Genomic DNA, 15,398 nt, shown 5'->3' with positions numbered 1-15,398 from the left:
TCATGACCGGCTTCCTGGCCATCCTCGTGCTGGCCGTCGCCGCTGCGGGTCTCCTGCGGTGGCGGCGGCCCGCCTGGTACTGGCTGACCTTCGGGGTCATCCTCGCCACGCTGCGCGTCCTGGTCCGCTACGCCTCGGTCATGGACGCCTGCGGTCTGACGGTCCCGCCCTCGCGCTGGCGCGTAGCCCTGGCCCGTGTCACCAACCGGCCCATGCCGGAATCTCGCCCGCCGCGCATCCGGGGCTTCCGGCCGACCCGGACCGGCCTGGTTCTGCGGCTGGGCCTGCGCCCCGGTCAGGATGCCTTCGACGTCGCCGCCGCCTCCGACCGGCTGCGGCACTCCTTCTCGATGTACGGCGTGACCTCGCGTGAGGTGCGCTCGGGGGTCGTGGAAGTGCGGATGACCGGATACGACGTGCTCAAGCGCGTGCAGATGCCCGCCAAGCTGGACACCCGCCCGATGCGCGTGCCGGTCGCCCTGCGCGAGGACGGCTCGGTGCACTACCGCGACTACCGTGCCGTCCCACACGCCCTCACTCTCGGCGCCACGGAGTCCGGCAAGTCCGTCTACCAGCGCAACCTCGTTGCCGGGCTGGCCTCGATGGACGCCGCCCTGGTCGGGATCGACTGCAAGCAAGGGGTGGAGCTGTTCCCGCTGGCCCGCCGGTTCTCCGCCCTCGCCGACAACCCCGACACGGCCGCCGACCTCCTCGACGCGCTCGTCGACCACATGGAAGGCGTCTACCAGCTCATCCGCGCCGAGCAGCGCATCACCGCTGACGTGCCGGATGCGGAGATCGCCGCTGACATCTGGGATCTGCCCGAAGAGATCCGCCCGGTGCCGATCGTGGTCCTGGTCGACGAGGTCGCCGAACTCGCCCTCTTCGCCAACAAGGAGCAGGAGAGGCGGCGCGACCGCATCATCACCGCCCTGGTCCGCCTCGCCCAACTCGGCCGCGCCGCCGGCATCTACCTCGAAATCTGCGGACAGCGCTTCGGCTCCGAACTCGGCAAGGGCATCACCATGCTCCGCGCCCAGCTCACCGGCCGCACCGCCCACCGCGTCAACGACGAGACCTCCGCCAACATGGCCTTCGGCGACATCTCCCCGGACGCCGTCCTGGCCGCTATCCAGATCCCCGCCGAGACGCGCGGCCTCGCCATCGCAGGCGACTCGACCGGTGGTTGGCACCGCATACGCGCCCCGCACACCTCGTTGCGCCAGGCCGTGAACATCTGCAACAGGCACGCCGACGTGACCCCGGACCTGCCTGCCCTGGCGCCCTTCCGGCCCGCGGTTACCGCGCTGCCGTCGGCCCGGGTGCCGCTGTCCAAGACAGCCCCCGCCACTGCCTGACCAACCCCCGCTTCCGGCTGGCGTGACCGCTCCTCGCGCCGGATCCCTACCCCCTCCATGCCTGAAGGAGAGCCCTTCTCATGCTTCAGTCTCTGACAGCGCTGGATGACCTCCTCCCGGACGACTTCCTCGCTCAGCTCGCAGCCTTGCGAGAGACCCGCGATCAGCTGGACCGCCAGATCCGCGCCCACTTGGCCTACGCGCGGGAATTCACCGGCCCCCGGCCCTACACGCTGGCCTCCCTGGCCGATGCGGCCGGACTGTCGATCTCCGGAGTCCGCACCGCCTACACCCCGACCGACCGCGATGCCGTAGCCCGTGCTCTGGGCCGAGGCCCCCGGAGCCGGTCATGAAGACACCAGCCCGCTCCCTCCGTCTGGATGCCGTACTTGTCCAGGCCGTCATCGCCGGAGCCCTGTCCTTCGCCCACCTGCACGACCTGGCCGCCGCAGCCGGACAGGACGGCTGGAAAGCTTGGGCCTACCCCATCTCGGTCGACCTGCTCCTGGTCGCCGCCTGGCGACGACTGCGCACCCACGGCCCCTCCCAGCTCGCCTGGTGCTGGTTCCTCATCGCCCTGCTCGCCTCGCTCGGCGCCAACATCGCCACCGCCGGACTCCTCGACCTCACCGACGTCCCCGCATGGCTGCGCATCCTCGTCGCCGCCTGGCCCGCCCTCGCGTTCATGGGCGGCACCCTCCTCGCCCACTCGCCCGCGGACCCGGTAACCGAACCGCCGGCACCCGCCGGGGCGCACGAGCCGGATGCGGAGCCCGTGGCCTCCACGCCCGAACCGGACCCCGAACCACTCCCCGTCCAGGAGGCCCCCGCACTTCCGCCCGCCCCGGCCCCGACGGTCCCGACCGCGCTCGTCGACCACGCCCGCAAGATCGCCGAAGCCCACCGCGTCCGCACCGGCACCCCGATCGACACCGACACCCTGCGCGCCCGCCTCGGCGTCCCGCCCCAACTCGCCGACGCCATCGCCGCCCAACTCACCTGACCCAGAAAGGACGACCGATGACCTCCGACCCCGCCGACCTGACCCCTACCGACTACCTCGACGGCGCCCGCGAGATGACCGCCGCCAACCGGCCCTACCTCGCCCACCTGCTCGCCGAGGAAGCCGCCCAGCGCACCACCGACCCGGCCACCGCCGCAGGCATCCGCGCCAGCTTCCCCGACCCCACCACCCCCCGGAAGGACTGATCGCCATGCCCGCCCGCGACCGCTTCCACTCCGTCATGCAGATCGGCCCCGTACAGATCGGCACCCACCGCGACCGCCACGGCCGGACCAAGTACGCGGCCGTGTGTACCGCCGACCGCTGCGGCTGGTCCGCCGACTACTCCAGCCAGACCGCCGCCCAGCTCGCCGCCCGCACCCACCGCTGCACCGTCCGCTAGGAGATCACCGCCATGGAAGTCCCGCTCTGGTTCGCCCTCCTCGTCGTGGGCTGGCTCGGCGTCAAGCTGATCCGCCCGCCCGCCTGGCTCATCGCCGTCCTGCTCCTCGGCGGTTTCCTCGCCGCCGACAGCGTCCTCGCCCCCGCGATCAACAGCCTCATCGACTGATCCGCCCCGAAGGGAGAACCGCCCATGCTCCGCCCGAAGCTCCCCACCATGCCCACCCCGACCGGGCTCGTCACCCCGCCCGCCGTCATCGAGCCGACCAGCGTGGTCCAGCACCACCCGACGTCCGCCCCGGCCCCGGTCGCGTCGACTCGCCCGACGGTCCAGGTCACTCCCGGCGCAATCCTCGCTCTGGTCGGCACCGGTACGGCCGTGGTCCTGGTCGTCGGGGCCGTCCTGGTCTCGATGCTCCTGGCCGTCGCCGTCACCGGCGCGTCCGTAGCCGTCTGCGCCCTGGTCATCCGCTCTCTGATCACCGCCGACGCCAAGCGTCGCTGACCGGTCCCAGGGGCGACGCACAAGCCGCCAAGCACGCCGCCGCTCCTGGGGCCGGGTTCCGCCAAGCCAACCGTCATCGCCAAGGGGACAACGTCATGGACCTGCACACAGCCGTGAGCATCGTGCCGTTACTCGGCTGGGCCCTGCACGGCGGCATCCTCACCCGCCGTCTCGCCTGCGCCCGCCGCGACCCGCTCACCGGCCTGCACACCCGCGCCGGATGGACCGCCCGCGCCGAACACTGCATCCGCCGGCACCCGAACGCCGCCGTGCTCCTGGTCGACCTCGACCACTTCAAGAACCTCAACGACACCCACGGCCACGCCGCCGGGGACGCCGCCCTCATCGCCACCGCCGAACGGCTCCAAGCCTGGTGCGGACATGGCGGCACCGCCGGACGCCTGGGCGGAGACGAATTCGTCGCCGTCGTCCAGGACCTGACCGCCGCCGACCTCGACGCACTCTGCGCCGCACTGCACCAACCGCTGCCCTACGACGGGACGTTCCTCCCGCTGGCCGCCTCGGTCGGCGTCTGCCAGGTGGCCGAACTTCCGGTGCGGACTCTGCCCGATGCCCTCGCCGCCGCCGATGCGGCCATGTACGCGGCCAAGGGCCGCACCCGCCGGGGCTCCGCACCACTCGCTGAAAGGCCGCCGGGTGGCGCACAAGCCGCCAAGCACGCCGCCACCCGGGGCCGTTCCTTCCAACCGCAATCGAAAGGAACCACCATCATGGCCCAGCCCACCCCGCCCCCGCCGAGGATCTGCCCGGCCTGCGACGGCTTCGCCACGGTCGCCGTCACCCTCGGCGGCCGAGACCCGCGCGGTCACCTGCGCACCATCACCGCGCACTGCCCGGCCTGCAACGGCCTCGGCGGCACCCGCCTCAATCGGGAGGGCGCCCGTGCCTGAGCAGCTGCTCGACCGTGCCACCCTCGGCGACCTGCTGAGGGTGGCTTCGGCCTCCGACTACGACCGCTGGCACGAACAGATCCACCGCACCGGCGGCTGCGCCGACCCCATCCACCTCACCGGCTGGACCCTCACCAAGGACAAGACCACCGGCCAGACCCTGCACCACTACTCCACCGAGAGTGAACCGGGCGCACGGCTCCGCATCGCCTGCGGCAACCGCAGGGCCTCCCGCTGCCCGTCCTGCGCCTGGACCTACGCGGGCGACACCTACCACCTCATCCGCGCCGGGCTCGCCGGGGACGACCGCCGCGACATCCCCGCCACCGTCCGCGACCATCCCCGCGTCTTCGCCACCCTCACCGCGCCCTCCTTCGGCCGCGTGCACAACCGCCCCGACCGGGGCCTCTGCCGCTGCGGCACCCGCCACCCGGCCGACGACCCCGCCCTCGGCACGGCCCTCGACCCGGACACGTACGACTACGCGGGCGCGGTGCTGTTCAACAACCACGCCGGACAGCTCTGGCAGCGCTTCACCAACCGCCTGCGCCGCGAGATCGCCGCCCGCGCCGGCCTCACCCAGCTGGAGCTGAAGGAGTGCGCCCGCCTGTCCTACGGCAAGGTCGCCGAGTTCCAGAAACGCGGTGCCATCCACTTCCACGCCGTGATCCGCCTCGACGGCCCCGACGGACCCGGCACCCCGCCCCCCACCTGGGCCACGGTCGACCTCCTCGACGACGCCATCAGGGCCGCCGTCGCCCACCCCTACACCTCGGTCTCCGCGCCCGCCGCCGGGGACCAGCCCGCCCGCACCTTCCGCTTCGGCACCCAGCTCGACATCCGCCCGGTCAAAGCCTTCGACGACGGCACCGACATCACCGAGCAGGCGGTCGCCTCCTACGTCGCCAAGTACGCCACCAAAGCCGCCGAGACCACCGGCGCCACCGACACCCCGGTCCACTGCCGCCGCTGCCAGGGCACCGGCCGCTCCCACCGCTACGACCGACCCAACTCCCCCCTCAGCCAGTGCGCCACCTGCCACGGCACCGGCCTGAGCGAAGACCTGACCCGCCTCGGCATCCCGGAACACGCCCGCCGCCTCATGACCGCCTGCGCCCGGCTCCAGCCGCTCTACCCCGACCGCCCACTCGCCCGCTGGGCCCACATGCTCGGCTTCCGCGGCCACTTCTCCTCCAAGTCCCGCCGCTACTCCACCACCCTCGGCGCCCTCCGCCAGGCCCGCGCCGACTACCGCGCCGCCCAGGAACACGCCGCCCTCCGCCACGACCAGGAGCCGGACACCGTCCTCGTCCTCGCCGACTGGCGGTACGCCGGCCACGGCCACACCCCCGGCGAATCCGTCCTCGCCGCCACCATCGCCCGCAATCTCCAACTCAACCGAGAAACCGCCCGCGAAGCCCTGCGAGACCTGGCCCTGGAAGGAGCCGCCGCATGACCGTCCACACGCTTCCCGAGCGGTACCTGACCCCGGCCGACGTCGCCGAGTTGCTCGGTGTTCCGGTCGAGACGCTGTACCAGTGGCGGCGGAAGCGCTCAGGTCCTCCAGCCTTCCGCGTCGGCCGGCACCTTCGCTACGACCCCGTCCGGCTTCGCGAGTGGGTCGACGGTCTGACCGAGGTGTCCGCCTGATGCCCGGCCACGTGCAGGATCGCTGGTACAAGACCGAGACGGGCCCGGACGGCAAACCGGTGAAGGTGAAGACCGACCGCTACGGCAGCGGCCTGCGCTACCGGGCTCGGTACGTCGGGCCGGACGGCACCGAGAAGAGCCGGTCCTTCCCCGACCGTCAGAAGCGCAAAGCGGAGGAGTGGCTGGCCGAGACGGCTGCCGACATGTCCCGCGGCCAGTACGTCGATCCGAAGGCCGCCCGGATGACCTTCCAGCAGTACGCGGAGCGCTGGATCACAGGGCAGACGACCGACCTGAACACCCGTATCGGAGTGGAGACCCGGCTCCGGCGGCACGCCTTCCCCCGCATCGGGGCGCGTCCGCTCGGGTCCTTCCGGCCGGTCCACATCCGCGAGTTCGTGCGCGAGCTGGAGACCGACTCGGCGATAGGCGGCAGCTACGCCCGCAACATCTACGCCAACGTCCGCGCGGTGCTGTCAGCCGCCGTGGACGACGGCCACCTCGCCCGGAATCCGTGCTCGGCGGCATCGGTCCGTCCACCGGCCGTCTCGGCCGCCCGGGTCGTGCCCTGGCTCCCGTCCCAGGTGCACGCGGTCCGCGACGCTCTGCCCGAGCGGTACCGGGCCATGGTCTCCGTGGGCAGCGGCTGCGGTCTTCGCCAGGGCGAGATCATCGGCCTGTCCGAGGACGCCGTGCAGCTCGACGGCGACACGCTGCGGGTCACCACTCAGGTCAAGCTGATCCGGGGCGTCGCGGTCTTCGCTCCGCCCAAGGGCAACAAGGAGCGGGACGTGCCGCTGCCGTCCTCGGTGGCCTCCGCCCTGCGCTGGCACATGGAGCGTCACCCTCCTGTTGGTATCAAGCTGCCCTGGGGCCGGCCGGACGGTCCGCTCACCGAGCGGCGTCTGATCTTCACGAACACGGTCGGCGGAATCGTTTGGCGGAGCAACTTCAACTTCCACGAGTGGAAGCGCGCTCTTGCCGCGGCCGGCCTCATCCCGACGCCGGAAGCCGGGAAGCCGTACGCCTCCGCCCGGCAGCACGGGATGCACGCCCTTCGCCACTTCTACGCCTCGGTCCTCCTGGAAGCGGGCGAGAGCATCAAGGCCGTGAGCGAGTACCTCGGCCACGCCGATCCGGCGATGACACTGCGGGTCTACGCCCACCTGATGCCCAGCAGCAGCGAGCGTGCCCGCCGAGCCCTGGACAGTGTCTTCGGCACGGCCCAGGAGCCCTGACGGCCCAGGGACGGCCCACCGAACACAAGACGGCCCCCTGCTGGCGGCAAAACCGCTGGTAGGGGGCTTCTTCGCATCCGGGGAAGATCAGTTCTCCGGGCTTCGGCATAACCCCTCCAGTGTCGCAGATCGTTACGGGTGGCCTGCGATGCGAGTGCCTCGCCGGTGCATCCCGGGGCCCGGCCGGACATTCCGGCCGGGCATCGACCTGCGGACCCGAGCGGGCCACGCGGGCTGCGGGGGCTGTGCGAGCCGCGTCGGCTGTGCGGACTCGCGGGCTACCTGGGCTGCTCCAGCTGCTGCTTCAGCAGCAGCTCGTCCTTCGGCAGCTCCTTGCGGACCTGTGGGCGCACGACGAGGGGCAGCAGCACCTTGCCCAGTCCGTGGCCCTCGAAGTCGATCTCGATGGTGACCCGGGAGCGGCGTCCGTCGTCGAGGGGTTCGATCGAGCCGTGGGTGCGTGGCCTGACAGGACCCTCGACTCCGTGCAGGTCCCAGCTGTAGGGCGGGTCGAGCGTGTCGAACTCCACGGTCATCGGGAACTCGCGGTTGCCGATACGACGGGTGACCTTGACCCGGGAGCCAGGGTGCATCGGCCCCTCGTCCAGCTGCTCCGCCGTGACAGCGCTCAACTGCCACTCGGGCAGGTGGGAGGGATTGGTGACATACGCGAAGACGTCTTCGGGCGTGCGGTCGACGTCGATGGATTCTCGGATGGCGGTCATGGCGACCCCCTGTGAGGTGACCTCCTGTGCGGGCGTACACCGAAATCGTCCCACTCGGCACAGTGGGCGGCCAACGCCCCGGGAAACGCGGTCGAGCCCCCGCCCGGAAGGGGCGAGGGCTCGACGTCGCGCCGATGTTCGACCGTACCGACGTACGACCGAAGGAACGATCAGCCGGAGCCGACGAACAGCACCAGCAGCAGCCATACGACCGGGGCCGTCGGCAGGAGCGAGTCCAGCCGGTCCATGATGCCGCCGTGGCCCGGCAGCAGGGTGCCCATGTCCTTGATGCCCAGGTCCCGCTTGATCATGGACTCGCCGAGGTCGCCCAGCGTGGCGCTGGCCGCGACCGCGAGGCCGAGCAGCAGACCCTGCCACCAGCTGCCGCCGTCGACCAGGAACTCCATGCACAGCGCGCCGGCGGCCATGGCGAACGAGACCGCGCCGAACAGTCCCTCACGGGTCTTGCCGGGGCTGATGCGCGGGGCGAGCTTGTGCTTGCCGAAGCGCCAGCCGATCGCGTACGCCCCGGTGTCGCTGACCACGGTCAGCAGCAGGAACGTCAGCACCCGCCAGGCCCCGTCGTCCGCGGTGAGCATCAACGCGACGAAGGTGGCCAGGAACGGCACGTAGAACGCGGCGAAGACACCCGCCGTGACGTCCTTCAGATAGCCCTCGGGCGGCTCGGACATACGCCAGACCAGGACGGCCAGCGCGGTGAGCGCCATCGCCACCCAGGCGCCCTCGACGCCCCGGGCGTATCCGGCGACGACCATCGCCGCACCGCCCAGCGCAAGCGGCACGAGAGGCGCCTTGATGCCCTTGCGCTCCTCCAGCCTGCTGGTCAGCTCCCACAGACCGACGACGACGGCGACCGCGACGACACCGACGAACACGGCCTTGACGACGAACAGCGACGCCACGATCACCGCGCCGAGACCGACGCCGACCCCTATCGCGGCACCCAGATCCCGGCCCGCGCTCTTCTTCTGCGGTGCGGGCGCCGGCTGCGGGGCGTCGGGCATGGGCTCCGGATTCTGCGGCACCGCCCGGGAGGGCTGCGCCTGCGGCATGTCGTACGGCCGCGCGTGCGGCGTTTCGTCGCGGAACAAGGGGCCACTCGGCCGAGCGGCCCCCCGGTCGTCATCCTGGTCTCCGCCGAACGCGGGTACGTCGGGAACGATGGGCATGGGGCGAGTCTGCTGCGCCTGAGGCGCATCGTACGTGGGACCCGCCGGGGCAGCCCCTTGGACATACCCCTGGCCAGGCCCCTGGTCGGACGGCCCCCAGTACCCGGCTTGTGGCGGCGCTCCCCAGGAAGAGTCGTTCATCAGACCTCGAGCAGCTCCGCTTCCTTGTGCTTCAGGAGCTCGTCCACCTGGGCGACGTACTTCGCGGTGGTGTCGTCGAGCTCCTTCTCCGCACGACGGCCCTCGTCCTCGCCGACCTCGCCGTCCTTGATCAGCTTGTCGATGGCGTCCTTGGCCTTGCGGCGCACGGAGCGGATGGACACCTTGGCGTCCTCGCCCTTGCCCTTGGCGACCTTGATGTAGTCGCGGCGGCGCTCCTCGGTGAGCTCGGGGAACGTCACACGGATGATGTTGCCGTCGTTGCTCGGGTTGACGCCCAGGTCCGAGTCACGGATCGCCTGCTCGATGTTGCGCAGCGCGGTCTTGTCGAACGGGGTCACGACCGCCATGCGCGGCTCCGGCACGGAGAACGAGGCCAGCTGGTTGATCGGCGTCGGCGCGCCGTAGTAGTCGGCCACGATCTTGTTGAACATCGCCGGGTGCGCACGGCCGGTGCGGATCGCGGCGAAGTCCTCCTTGGCGACCACGACGGCCTTCTCCATCTTCTCCTCGGCCTCGAGGAGGGTCTCTTCGATCACCACTTGCTCCTGCGTGTCTTGAGTAAGGCCCGGCTGCGGTACCTCGTCGGGGCGGCGGCCGGCTGCGTCGCGTCTTCTTCTGCACGGTTCCCGACCGGTAGGACATTGTCCATCCCCCGGCCGGGCTCCGGGTGAATCTCCGGTCAGGCCCGGGTGCCCTGGTCACCCACCAGCGTGCCGATCTTCTCACCCTTGACCGCGCGAGCGATATTGCCCTCGGCCAGAAGCTCGAAGACGAGGATCGGGAGCTTGTTGTCGCGGCACAGTGTGATGGCCGTGGCGTCGGCGACCTTGAGGTCGCGCGTGATGACCTCGCCGTAGCCGAGGGCGTCGAACTTCACCGCGTCCGGGTTGGTCTTCGGGTCGGAGTCGTAGACCCCGTCCACCCCGTTCTTGCCCATCAGCAGCGCCTCGGCGTCGATCTCCAGGGCACGCTGGGCGGCGGTGGTGTCGGTGGAGAAGTACGGCATGCCCATACCGGCGCCGAAGATGACCACGCGGCCCTTCTCCAGGTGGCGCACGGCGCGCAGCGGGATGTACGGCTCGGCGACCTGGCCCATGGTGATGGCGGTCTGCACCCGGCTGTCGATGCCCTCCTTCTCCAGGAAGTCCTGGAGGGCGAGGCAGTTCATCACGGTGCCGAGCATGCCCATGTAGTCCGAGCGGGCGCGGTCCATGCCGCGCTGCTGGAGTTCGGCACCGCGGAAGAAGTTGCCGCCGCCGATGACGACCGCGATCTGGGCGCCGTCGCGCACGACCGCGGCGACCTCACGGGCGATCTTGTGTACCACATCGGGGTCCACGCCCAGGCCCCCGCCGCCGGAGAAGGCCTCTCCGGACAGCTTCAGCATGTACCGGCCGCGTACTTTGCCGTCGTCGCTCTTCTGGGCCTTCGTGGTCATGGAGATCCCGCCTCTTTCACGTGTTGCACATACGAAGAAGGCCATTGCCGCTGGGGTGTGCTTCCCATGCTGGCAATGGCCTCCTCGTCAGATCTGCTGTCGTCCGTCACACGCGCGTGGCGCGGTGTGCGCGGACGACTGCGGTCGACCCTAGCGGTAGTCCGCCGCGGGTCGCGCGTCGGTCCCGGTACGGACTCAGATGCCGACCTTGATGCGCGTGAAGCGCTTCAGGGTGACACCGGCCTCGTCCAGAACCTTCTGGACCGACTTCTTGTTGTCGAGCGCGTACGGCTGGCCGAGCAGCGTCGCGTCCTTGAAGAAGCCGTTGACCCGACCCTCGACGATCTTGGCGATCGCGGCCTCGGGCTTGCCCTCGGCGCGGGTGGTCTCCTCGGCGACACGGCGCTCGGTCTCGACGACCTCGGCCGGGACGTCCTCCTTGGCGAGGTACTTCGGCGCGAAGGCGGCGATGTGCTGGGCGATGCCCTTGGCCACGTCGGCGTTCGGCTTGTCGAGCTCGACGAGGACACCGATCTGCGGGGGCAGGTCGGGCATCGTGCGGTGCATGTACGCGAGCACGAAGCCGTCGGCGTACTGCGCGAAGCGGTCGAGGACGATCTTCTCGCCGAGGTTGGCGTTGGCCTCGTCCACGAACGCCTGGACGGTCTTGCCGGCCTCGATCTCGGAGGCGAGCAGGGCCTCGAGGTCGGCCGGGGAGGTCTTGGCGACGTGCTCGGCGATGGTCTTGGCCACGGCCTGGAACTTCTCGCCCTTGGCGACGAAGTCCGTCTCGCACTTCAGCTCGACGAGGACGCCGGAGGAGTTGTCGTCGGCGATGATCGAGACCACGGCGCCGTTCTCGGCGGAGCGGCCCTCGCGCTTGGCGACGCCCTTCTGGCCCTTGATGCGCAGCGCCTCGACGGCCTTGTCGACGTTGCCGTCGGCCTCGTCCAGGGCCTTCTTGCAGTCCATCATGCCGGCGCCCGTGAGCTCACGAAGCTTCTTGACGTCGGCGGCGGTGTAGTTCGCCATGAGTCTGTGAGTCTTTCTCGAAGTCTGGAAGATCTCGAAGATCTACGGAGTCTTGGTTCCGGATGTAGCCGGGTCCCCTGACATTCCGCTGATCCACGGGTGAACGGCGGGGGCGGACTTCACCGCGCCTGTGGGGCGCCTGGTGAAGCCGTGGCCCCCGCCGTCAACACTGACGCTTACGGGTCAGGCCTGCTCGGCGTCCGCGGCCGGAGCCTCGGTGGCCTCGGCGGCGGGCGCCTCGGCAGCAGGAGCCTCGGCAGCAGCAGGAGCCTCGGCGGCCGGAGCGGCCTCGGCAGCCGGAGCGGCCTCGGTCTTCTTCTCACCCTCGAGCAGGTCGCGCTCCCACTCGGCGAGCGGCTCGCCGGCGGCCTTCTCGCCCTTGTCACCCGTGGCGACACGGGAGCGGGAGATGAGGCCCTCGGCGACGGCGTCGGCGATCACGCGGGTGAGCAGGGTGACGGAGCGGATCGCGTCGTCGTTGCCCGGGATCTTGTAGTCGACCTCGTCGGGGTCGCAGTTGGTGTCGAGGATGGCGACGACCGGGATGTTGAGCTTCCGGGCCTCGCCGACCGCGATGTGCTCCTTCTTGGTGTCCACGATCCAGACGGCGCTGGGCACCTTCTGCATCTCGCGGATACCGCCGAGGGTCTTCTCCAGCTTGGCCTTCTCGCGGGAGAGGACCAGGAGCTCCTTCTTGGTCAGACCGGAGGACGCGACGTCCTCGAAGTCGATCTGCTCGAGCTCCTTGAGGCGCTGCAGACGCTTGTAGACGGTCGAGAAGTTGGTGAGCATGCCGCCCAGCCAGCGCTGGTTGACGAAGGGCATGCCGACGCGGGTGGCCTGCTCGGCGATGGCCTCCTGCGCCTGCTTCTTCGTGCCGACGAACATGACCGTGCCGCCGTGGGCGACGGTCTCCTTGACGAACTCGTAGGCGCGGTCGATGTACGACAGCGACTGGAGCAGGTCGATGATGTAGATGCCGTTGCGCTCGGTGAAGATGAAGCGCTTCATCTTCGGGTTCCAGCGACGGGTCTGGTGACCGAAGTGGACGCCGCTCTCCAGCAGCTCCCGCATCGTGACGACGGCCATGGCCGTTCTCCTCATGTTTCTCGGTTGTGCCGCGGGTGCCGGACGGCTCCCGCGCCTGACGCTCCCGATGCGCCTGCCGCGAAGGACCGAGGGGCGCGAGACACCGGCGGACTGACCGCCGACGTCGGGGCGTGCGAAGTCGACCCGGTGGCCCGGGTCGCCACCAGAAGTATACGGAACCCGAGAGGTGCCGGGTGACGCCGCTGTCCACAAGCGGTCGAGGGTGCACAGGTCGCGGCGGTTCTCGGCCGGGCGGGCGACGCTCGTGCCATGCGACTGACGCGATACGTCCATCTGATGCGAGGCCTGCTGCTGGGGCTGGCCCTGACCCTGCTCACCTCCTCGGCGGCGGCCCTCGCGCCCGGGCCCTTGTCCGGGGCCGGGCCTGGGGCCATGCCCGCTCCGCCGTCGGCGGACCGCGTTCCGCCGCTGGCCCGGGGCTGGCCCGTGGGGGTGCGTCCGCCGGTCCTGCGCGGCTGGCAGCCCCCGCCCACGCCGTACGCCGCCGGCCACCGCGGCGTCGACCTGGCCGCGGCGCCCGGGACGCCGGTACGGACCGTCGCGGCGGGGCGGGTGTCCTTCGCCGGGCGGGTGGCCGGAAAGGGGGTGGTGTCCGTGGCCCTGGCCGCCACGGGTGAGCCGCCCCTGCGGACGACGTACGAGCCCGTGCGGGCGGCCGTGCGGGAGGGGGACGAGGTGTCGGCGGGGCAGGTGATCGGCACGGTGGAGGCGACGGGGTCGCACTGTGTGCGGCCGTGTGTCCACTGGGGGCTGAGACGAGGGGACGCCTATCTCGATCCGCTCTCCCTGCTGCCGCCGTGGCTGCTGCGGCGGGGGCCGTCCCGCCTGCTGCCGGTGCCTCTGCGAGGGCTCGGCAGGGGTGGGGTGGCGTGACCCCTGCTGGCCGTGGTGGGCCGGTCGCGCAGTTCCCCGCGCCCCTTTACGGCGGCAGGCCCGAGGGCGGGCGCCTGTTGTTACCGGTGGTCGGCCGCAGGCCGTGGTGGGCCGGTCGCGCAGTTCCGCGCGCCCCTTTACCGCGGCTGGCCCGAGGGCGGCTGCGAGAGTGGCGGGTCAGCCCTGGACGCCGTGGAGGACCATGGCGATGGTGGCTGTCGCGATCACGTCGGGGTGTTCGGCCGCGCCTAGTTCGACGCGGCGGACCGCGGCGTCGACGACGCCCTGGACGAGCATCGCGGCGAGCCGGGGCTCCTCGTGACCGAGGTCGGCGAGCGCGTCGACGATCATCGCCACGAGACCGCCGTGCGCGGCGCGGATCTTCTCCCGGGCGCCCGCGTCCAGCTCGCTCGCCGAGATCGCCACGACGGCCCGATGCCGCCGGTCCCCCACCAGCTCCAGCTGCGCCCGTACGTACGCCTCGACCTTGCCGGCAGGCGACGCCTCGCGTTCCATGGCCGCCGAGACCTCCGCGGCCCACACGGGGAAGTCGACCTCGCACAGCTCCTCGACCACGGCGGCCCGTGACCGGAAGTACTCGTACACCGACGACCGCGCGAGCCCGGTGCGCTCGGCGAGAGCCGGGAAGGTCAGCGCCTCCGTCCCGCCCTCGGACAGCAGGGAACGAGCCGCGTCCAGCAGGGCGGCTCGCTGCATCGACCGGTGCTCGGCCACGGAGGCCGCTCGAATCCTTGGCACGTCAACCACTCTACGGACGTGCCACCCGCAACGGGAGCGTCCCGGCCAGGCCCACCCGCTCAGCGGCCGAAGCCGGCCAGCTTCGCGCGCAGCTGGAGCACGGACTTGGTGTGGATCTGGCTGACCCGGCTCTCGGTCACACCCAGCACGTTCCCGATCTCGGCGAGGGTGAGGCCTTCGTAGTAGTAGAGCGTGACGACGGTCTTCTCGCGGTCGGGCAGCGTGTTGATCGCCCTGGCCAGGAACCGCCGCAGCTCACGGTCCTCTGCGACCTCCACGGGGTTGTCCGCGGCGGTGTCCTCCAGGGTGTCCATGAAGCTGAGCCCGTCGCCGTCCTCGCCCCCGACGTGCAGCAGTTCCTCCAGCGCCACAACGTTGGCCAGCGACAACTGGCTGAAGACGGCATGCAGTTCCTCCACGGCGATGCCCAGCTCGGCGGCCACCTCGCTCTCCGTGGGGGTGCGCCGCAGCCGGGCCTCCAGGGTGGCGTAGGCCCGCTCGACATTGCGTGCCTTCTGCCGTACCGAGCGGGGGATCCAGTCCAGCGCCCGCAGCTCGTCGATCATCGCGCCGCGGATCCGGGTGATCGCGTACGTCTCGAACTTGATCTCCCGTTCGATGTCGAACTTCTCGATCGCGTCGATGAGTCCGAAGACACCCGAGGAGACGAAGTCGGCCTGCTCCACATTGGGCGGCAGGCCGACGCTCACCCGTCCCGCCACGTACTTGACCAGCGGCGAGTAGTGCAGGATCAGCTGCTCGCGCAGCCGCTCGTCCGCGGTCGCCTTGTACGACCGCCACAGTTCGTCGAGCGTCGAGGGAGCGGGCGGCCGCACGCCGCCACCGTCGCGGGCGGCTGGGGGGATGGCCGCCCGGTCGGACCCGGAGGTGTGCTGGGGCATTCGTCGCCTTGAGCCGTTCTGCCGAGAAGCTTGCGAAGTGGGAGTACCTGGGTGAGCTGTCGGGCTGGTGCCGACTTGCCGGTCTGTGTCGGGAACTTCGTGAGCGTAGCGTGACTGGAGTGTCGCGGTGCGCTAAGAGC

General features: G+C 70.9%; 20 protein-coding genes. 12 read left to right on the top strand and 8 right to left on the bottom strand.

Translation table 11 applies throughout. The annotated features are described in order from the left end of the window. Positions 1–2: 2 nt before the first annotated feature. The 11 genes from ACZ6SQ_RS21250 (at position 3) to ACZ6SQ_RS21200 (ending at position 7,067) form a co-directional block, all read left to right on the top strand. Positions 3–1,358, top strand: coding sequence for an FtsK/SpoIIIE domain-containing protein (locus ACZ6SQ_RS21250; RefSeq protein ID WP_469564266.1), 1,356 nt, complete (start codon positions 3–5; stop codon positions 1,356–1,358). Positions 1,359–1,438: 80 nt separating this feature from the next. Further along, positions 1,439–1,711 carry a hypothetical protein gene (locus ACZ6SQ_RS21245; RefSeq protein ID WP_469564263.1) on the top strand — a complete coding sequence of 91 codons (273 nt, stop codon included), beginning with the start codon at positions 1,439–1,441 and terminating at the stop codon, positions 1,709–1,711. Next, positions 1,708–2,361 carry a DUF2637 domain-containing protein gene (locus tag ACZ6SQ_RS21240; RefSeq protein ID WP_469564260.1) on the top strand — a complete coding sequence of 218 codons (654 nt, stop codon included), beginning with the start codon at positions 1,708–1,710 and terminating at the stop codon, positions 2,359–2,361. The genes ACZ6SQ_RS21245 and ACZ6SQ_RS21240 overlap by 4 nt, the downstream gene beginning before the upstream one ends. A 17-nt stretch (positions 2,362–2,378) precedes the next feature. Next, positions 2,379–2,567, top strand: coding sequence for a hypothetical protein (locus tag ACZ6SQ_RS21235; protein ID WP_469564259.1), 189 nt, complete (start codon positions 2,379–2,381; stop codon positions 2,565–2,567). A gap of 5 nt (positions 2,568–2,572) precedes the next feature. Beyond that, complete coding sequence (locus ACZ6SQ_RS21230; RefSeq protein WP_469564255.1) at positions 2,573–2,764, top strand: mobile element transfer protein; 192 nt, start codon at positions 2,573–2,575, stop codon at positions 2,762–2,764. Between the two features lie 12 nt (positions 2,765–2,776). After that, entirely contained in the window at positions 2,777–2,932 is a 156-nt protein-coding gene (locus tag ACZ6SQ_RS21225) for a hypothetical protein (protein WP_469564251.1), read from the top strand. Between the two features lie 24 nt (positions 2,933–2,956). Beyond that, the gene (locus tag ACZ6SQ_RS21220; protein WP_469564249.1) at positions 2,957–3,268 is read left to right on the top strand and encodes a SpdD-like protein; all 312 of its coding nucleotides are present in this window, start codon (positions 2,957–2,959) and stop codon (positions 3,266–3,268) included. Between the two features lie 95 nt (positions 3,269–3,363). Beyond that, positions 3,364–4,179: a GGDEF domain-containing protein gene (locus ACZ6SQ_RS21215; RefSeq protein ID WP_469564247.1), complete on the top strand. Its 816-nt coding sequence runs from the start codon at positions 3,364–3,366 to the stop codon at positions 4,177–4,179. Further along, positions 4,172–5,635, top strand: coding sequence for a replication initiator (locus ACZ6SQ_RS21210; RefSeq protein ID WP_469564244.1), 1,464 nt, complete (start codon positions 4,172–4,174; stop codon positions 5,633–5,635). Before ACZ6SQ_RS21215 ends, ACZ6SQ_RS21210 begins: the two co-directional genes overlap by 8 nt. Beyond that, on the top strand, positions 5,632–5,829 hold the full coding sequence (locus ACZ6SQ_RS21205; RefSeq protein WP_469564238.1) for a helix-turn-helix domain-containing protein: 198 nt from the start codon (positions 5,632–5,634) through the stop codon (positions 5,827–5,829). Before ACZ6SQ_RS21210 ends, ACZ6SQ_RS21205 begins: the two co-directional genes overlap by 4 nt. Continuing rightward, the gene (locus ACZ6SQ_RS21200) at positions 5,829–7,067 is read left to right on the top strand and encodes a tyrosine-type recombinase/integrase (RefSeq protein ID WP_469564236.1); all 1,239 of its coding nucleotides are present in this window, start codon (positions 5,829–5,831) and stop codon (positions 7,065–7,067) included. Before ACZ6SQ_RS21205 ends, ACZ6SQ_RS21200 begins: the two co-directional genes overlap by 1 nt. A 278-nt stretch (positions 7,068–7,345) precedes the next feature. Here ACZ6SQ_RS21200 and ACZ6SQ_RS21195 read toward each other — a convergent pair whose 3' ends face one another. The 6 genes from ACZ6SQ_RS21195 to rpsB all read right to left on the bottom strand — a co-directional run bounded on the left by ACZ6SQ_RS21195 (position 7,346) and on the right by rpsB (position 12,703). After that, positions 7,346–7,792: an SRPBCC family protein gene (locus ACZ6SQ_RS21195; RefSeq protein ID WP_469564233.1), complete on the bottom strand. Its 447-nt coding sequence runs from the start codon at positions 7,790–7,792 to the stop codon at positions 7,346–7,348. A 170-nt stretch (positions 7,793–7,962) separates the two neighbouring features. Continuing rightward, positions 7,963–9,123, bottom strand: a complete 1,161-nt coding sequence (locus tag ACZ6SQ_RS21190) for a phosphatidate cytidylyltransferase (protein WP_469564229.1) — start codon at positions 9,121–9,123, stop codon at positions 7,963–7,965. Then, complete coding sequence (gene frr, locus ACZ6SQ_RS21185; protein ID WP_386378019.1) at positions 9,123–9,680, bottom strand: ribosome recycling factor; 558 nt, start codon at positions 9,678–9,680, stop codon at positions 9,123–9,125. Before frr ends, ACZ6SQ_RS21190 begins: the two co-directional genes overlap by 1 nt. 143 nt (positions 9,681–9,823) lie before the next feature. Beyond that, entirely contained in the window at positions 9,824–10,582 is a 759-nt protein-coding gene (gene pyrH, locus ACZ6SQ_RS21180; RefSeq protein WP_386378020.1) for a UMP kinase, read from the bottom strand. A gap of 195 nt (positions 10,583–10,777) precedes the next feature. Further along, a complete protein-coding gene (tsf, locus tag ACZ6SQ_RS21175) occupies positions 10,778–11,614 on the bottom strand; it encodes a translation elongation factor Ts (RefSeq protein WP_469564224.1) in 837 nt (278 codons plus the stop codon). Positions 11,615–11,797: 183 nt separating this feature from the next. After that, the gene (gene rpsB, locus ACZ6SQ_RS21170; RefSeq protein ID WP_469564221.1) at positions 11,798–12,703 is read right to left on the bottom strand and encodes a 30S ribosomal protein S2; all 906 of its coding nucleotides are present in this window, start codon (positions 12,701–12,703) and stop codon (positions 11,798–11,800) included. Between the two features lie 270 nt (positions 12,704–12,973). Between rpsB and ACZ6SQ_RS21165 the strand changes: the two genes are divergently transcribed. Continuing rightward, the gene (locus ACZ6SQ_RS21165) at positions 12,974–13,597 is read left to right on the top strand and encodes a murein hydrolase activator EnvC family protein (protein WP_469564218.1); all 624 of its coding nucleotides are present in this window, start codon (positions 12,974–12,976) and stop codon (positions 13,595–13,597) included. Between the two features lie 177 nt (positions 13,598–13,774). Here ACZ6SQ_RS21165 and ACZ6SQ_RS21160 read toward each other — a convergent pair whose 3' ends face one another. Together ACZ6SQ_RS21160 and whiG are read right to left on the bottom strand one after the other, a co-directional pair. Further along, a complete protein-coding gene (locus ACZ6SQ_RS21160) occupies positions 13,775–14,332 on the bottom strand; it encodes a TetR/AcrR family transcriptional regulator (RefSeq protein ID WP_469564480.1) in 558 nt (185 codons plus the stop codon). An 83-nt stretch (positions 14,333–14,415) separates the two neighbouring features. Further along, entirely contained in the window at positions 14,416–15,258 is an 843-nt protein-coding gene (whiG, locus tag ACZ6SQ_RS21155) for an RNA polymerase sigma factor WhiG (protein ID WP_469564215.1), read from the bottom strand. Positions 15,259–15,398: the final 140 nt, after the last annotated feature.

The sequence above is a fragment of the Streptomyces sp. NPDC048600 genome, from assembly GCF_055587025.1.
The sequence above is the reverse complement of the archived record's forward strand: the minus strand, read 5'-3'. Positions and strand labels throughout refer to the sequence as shown.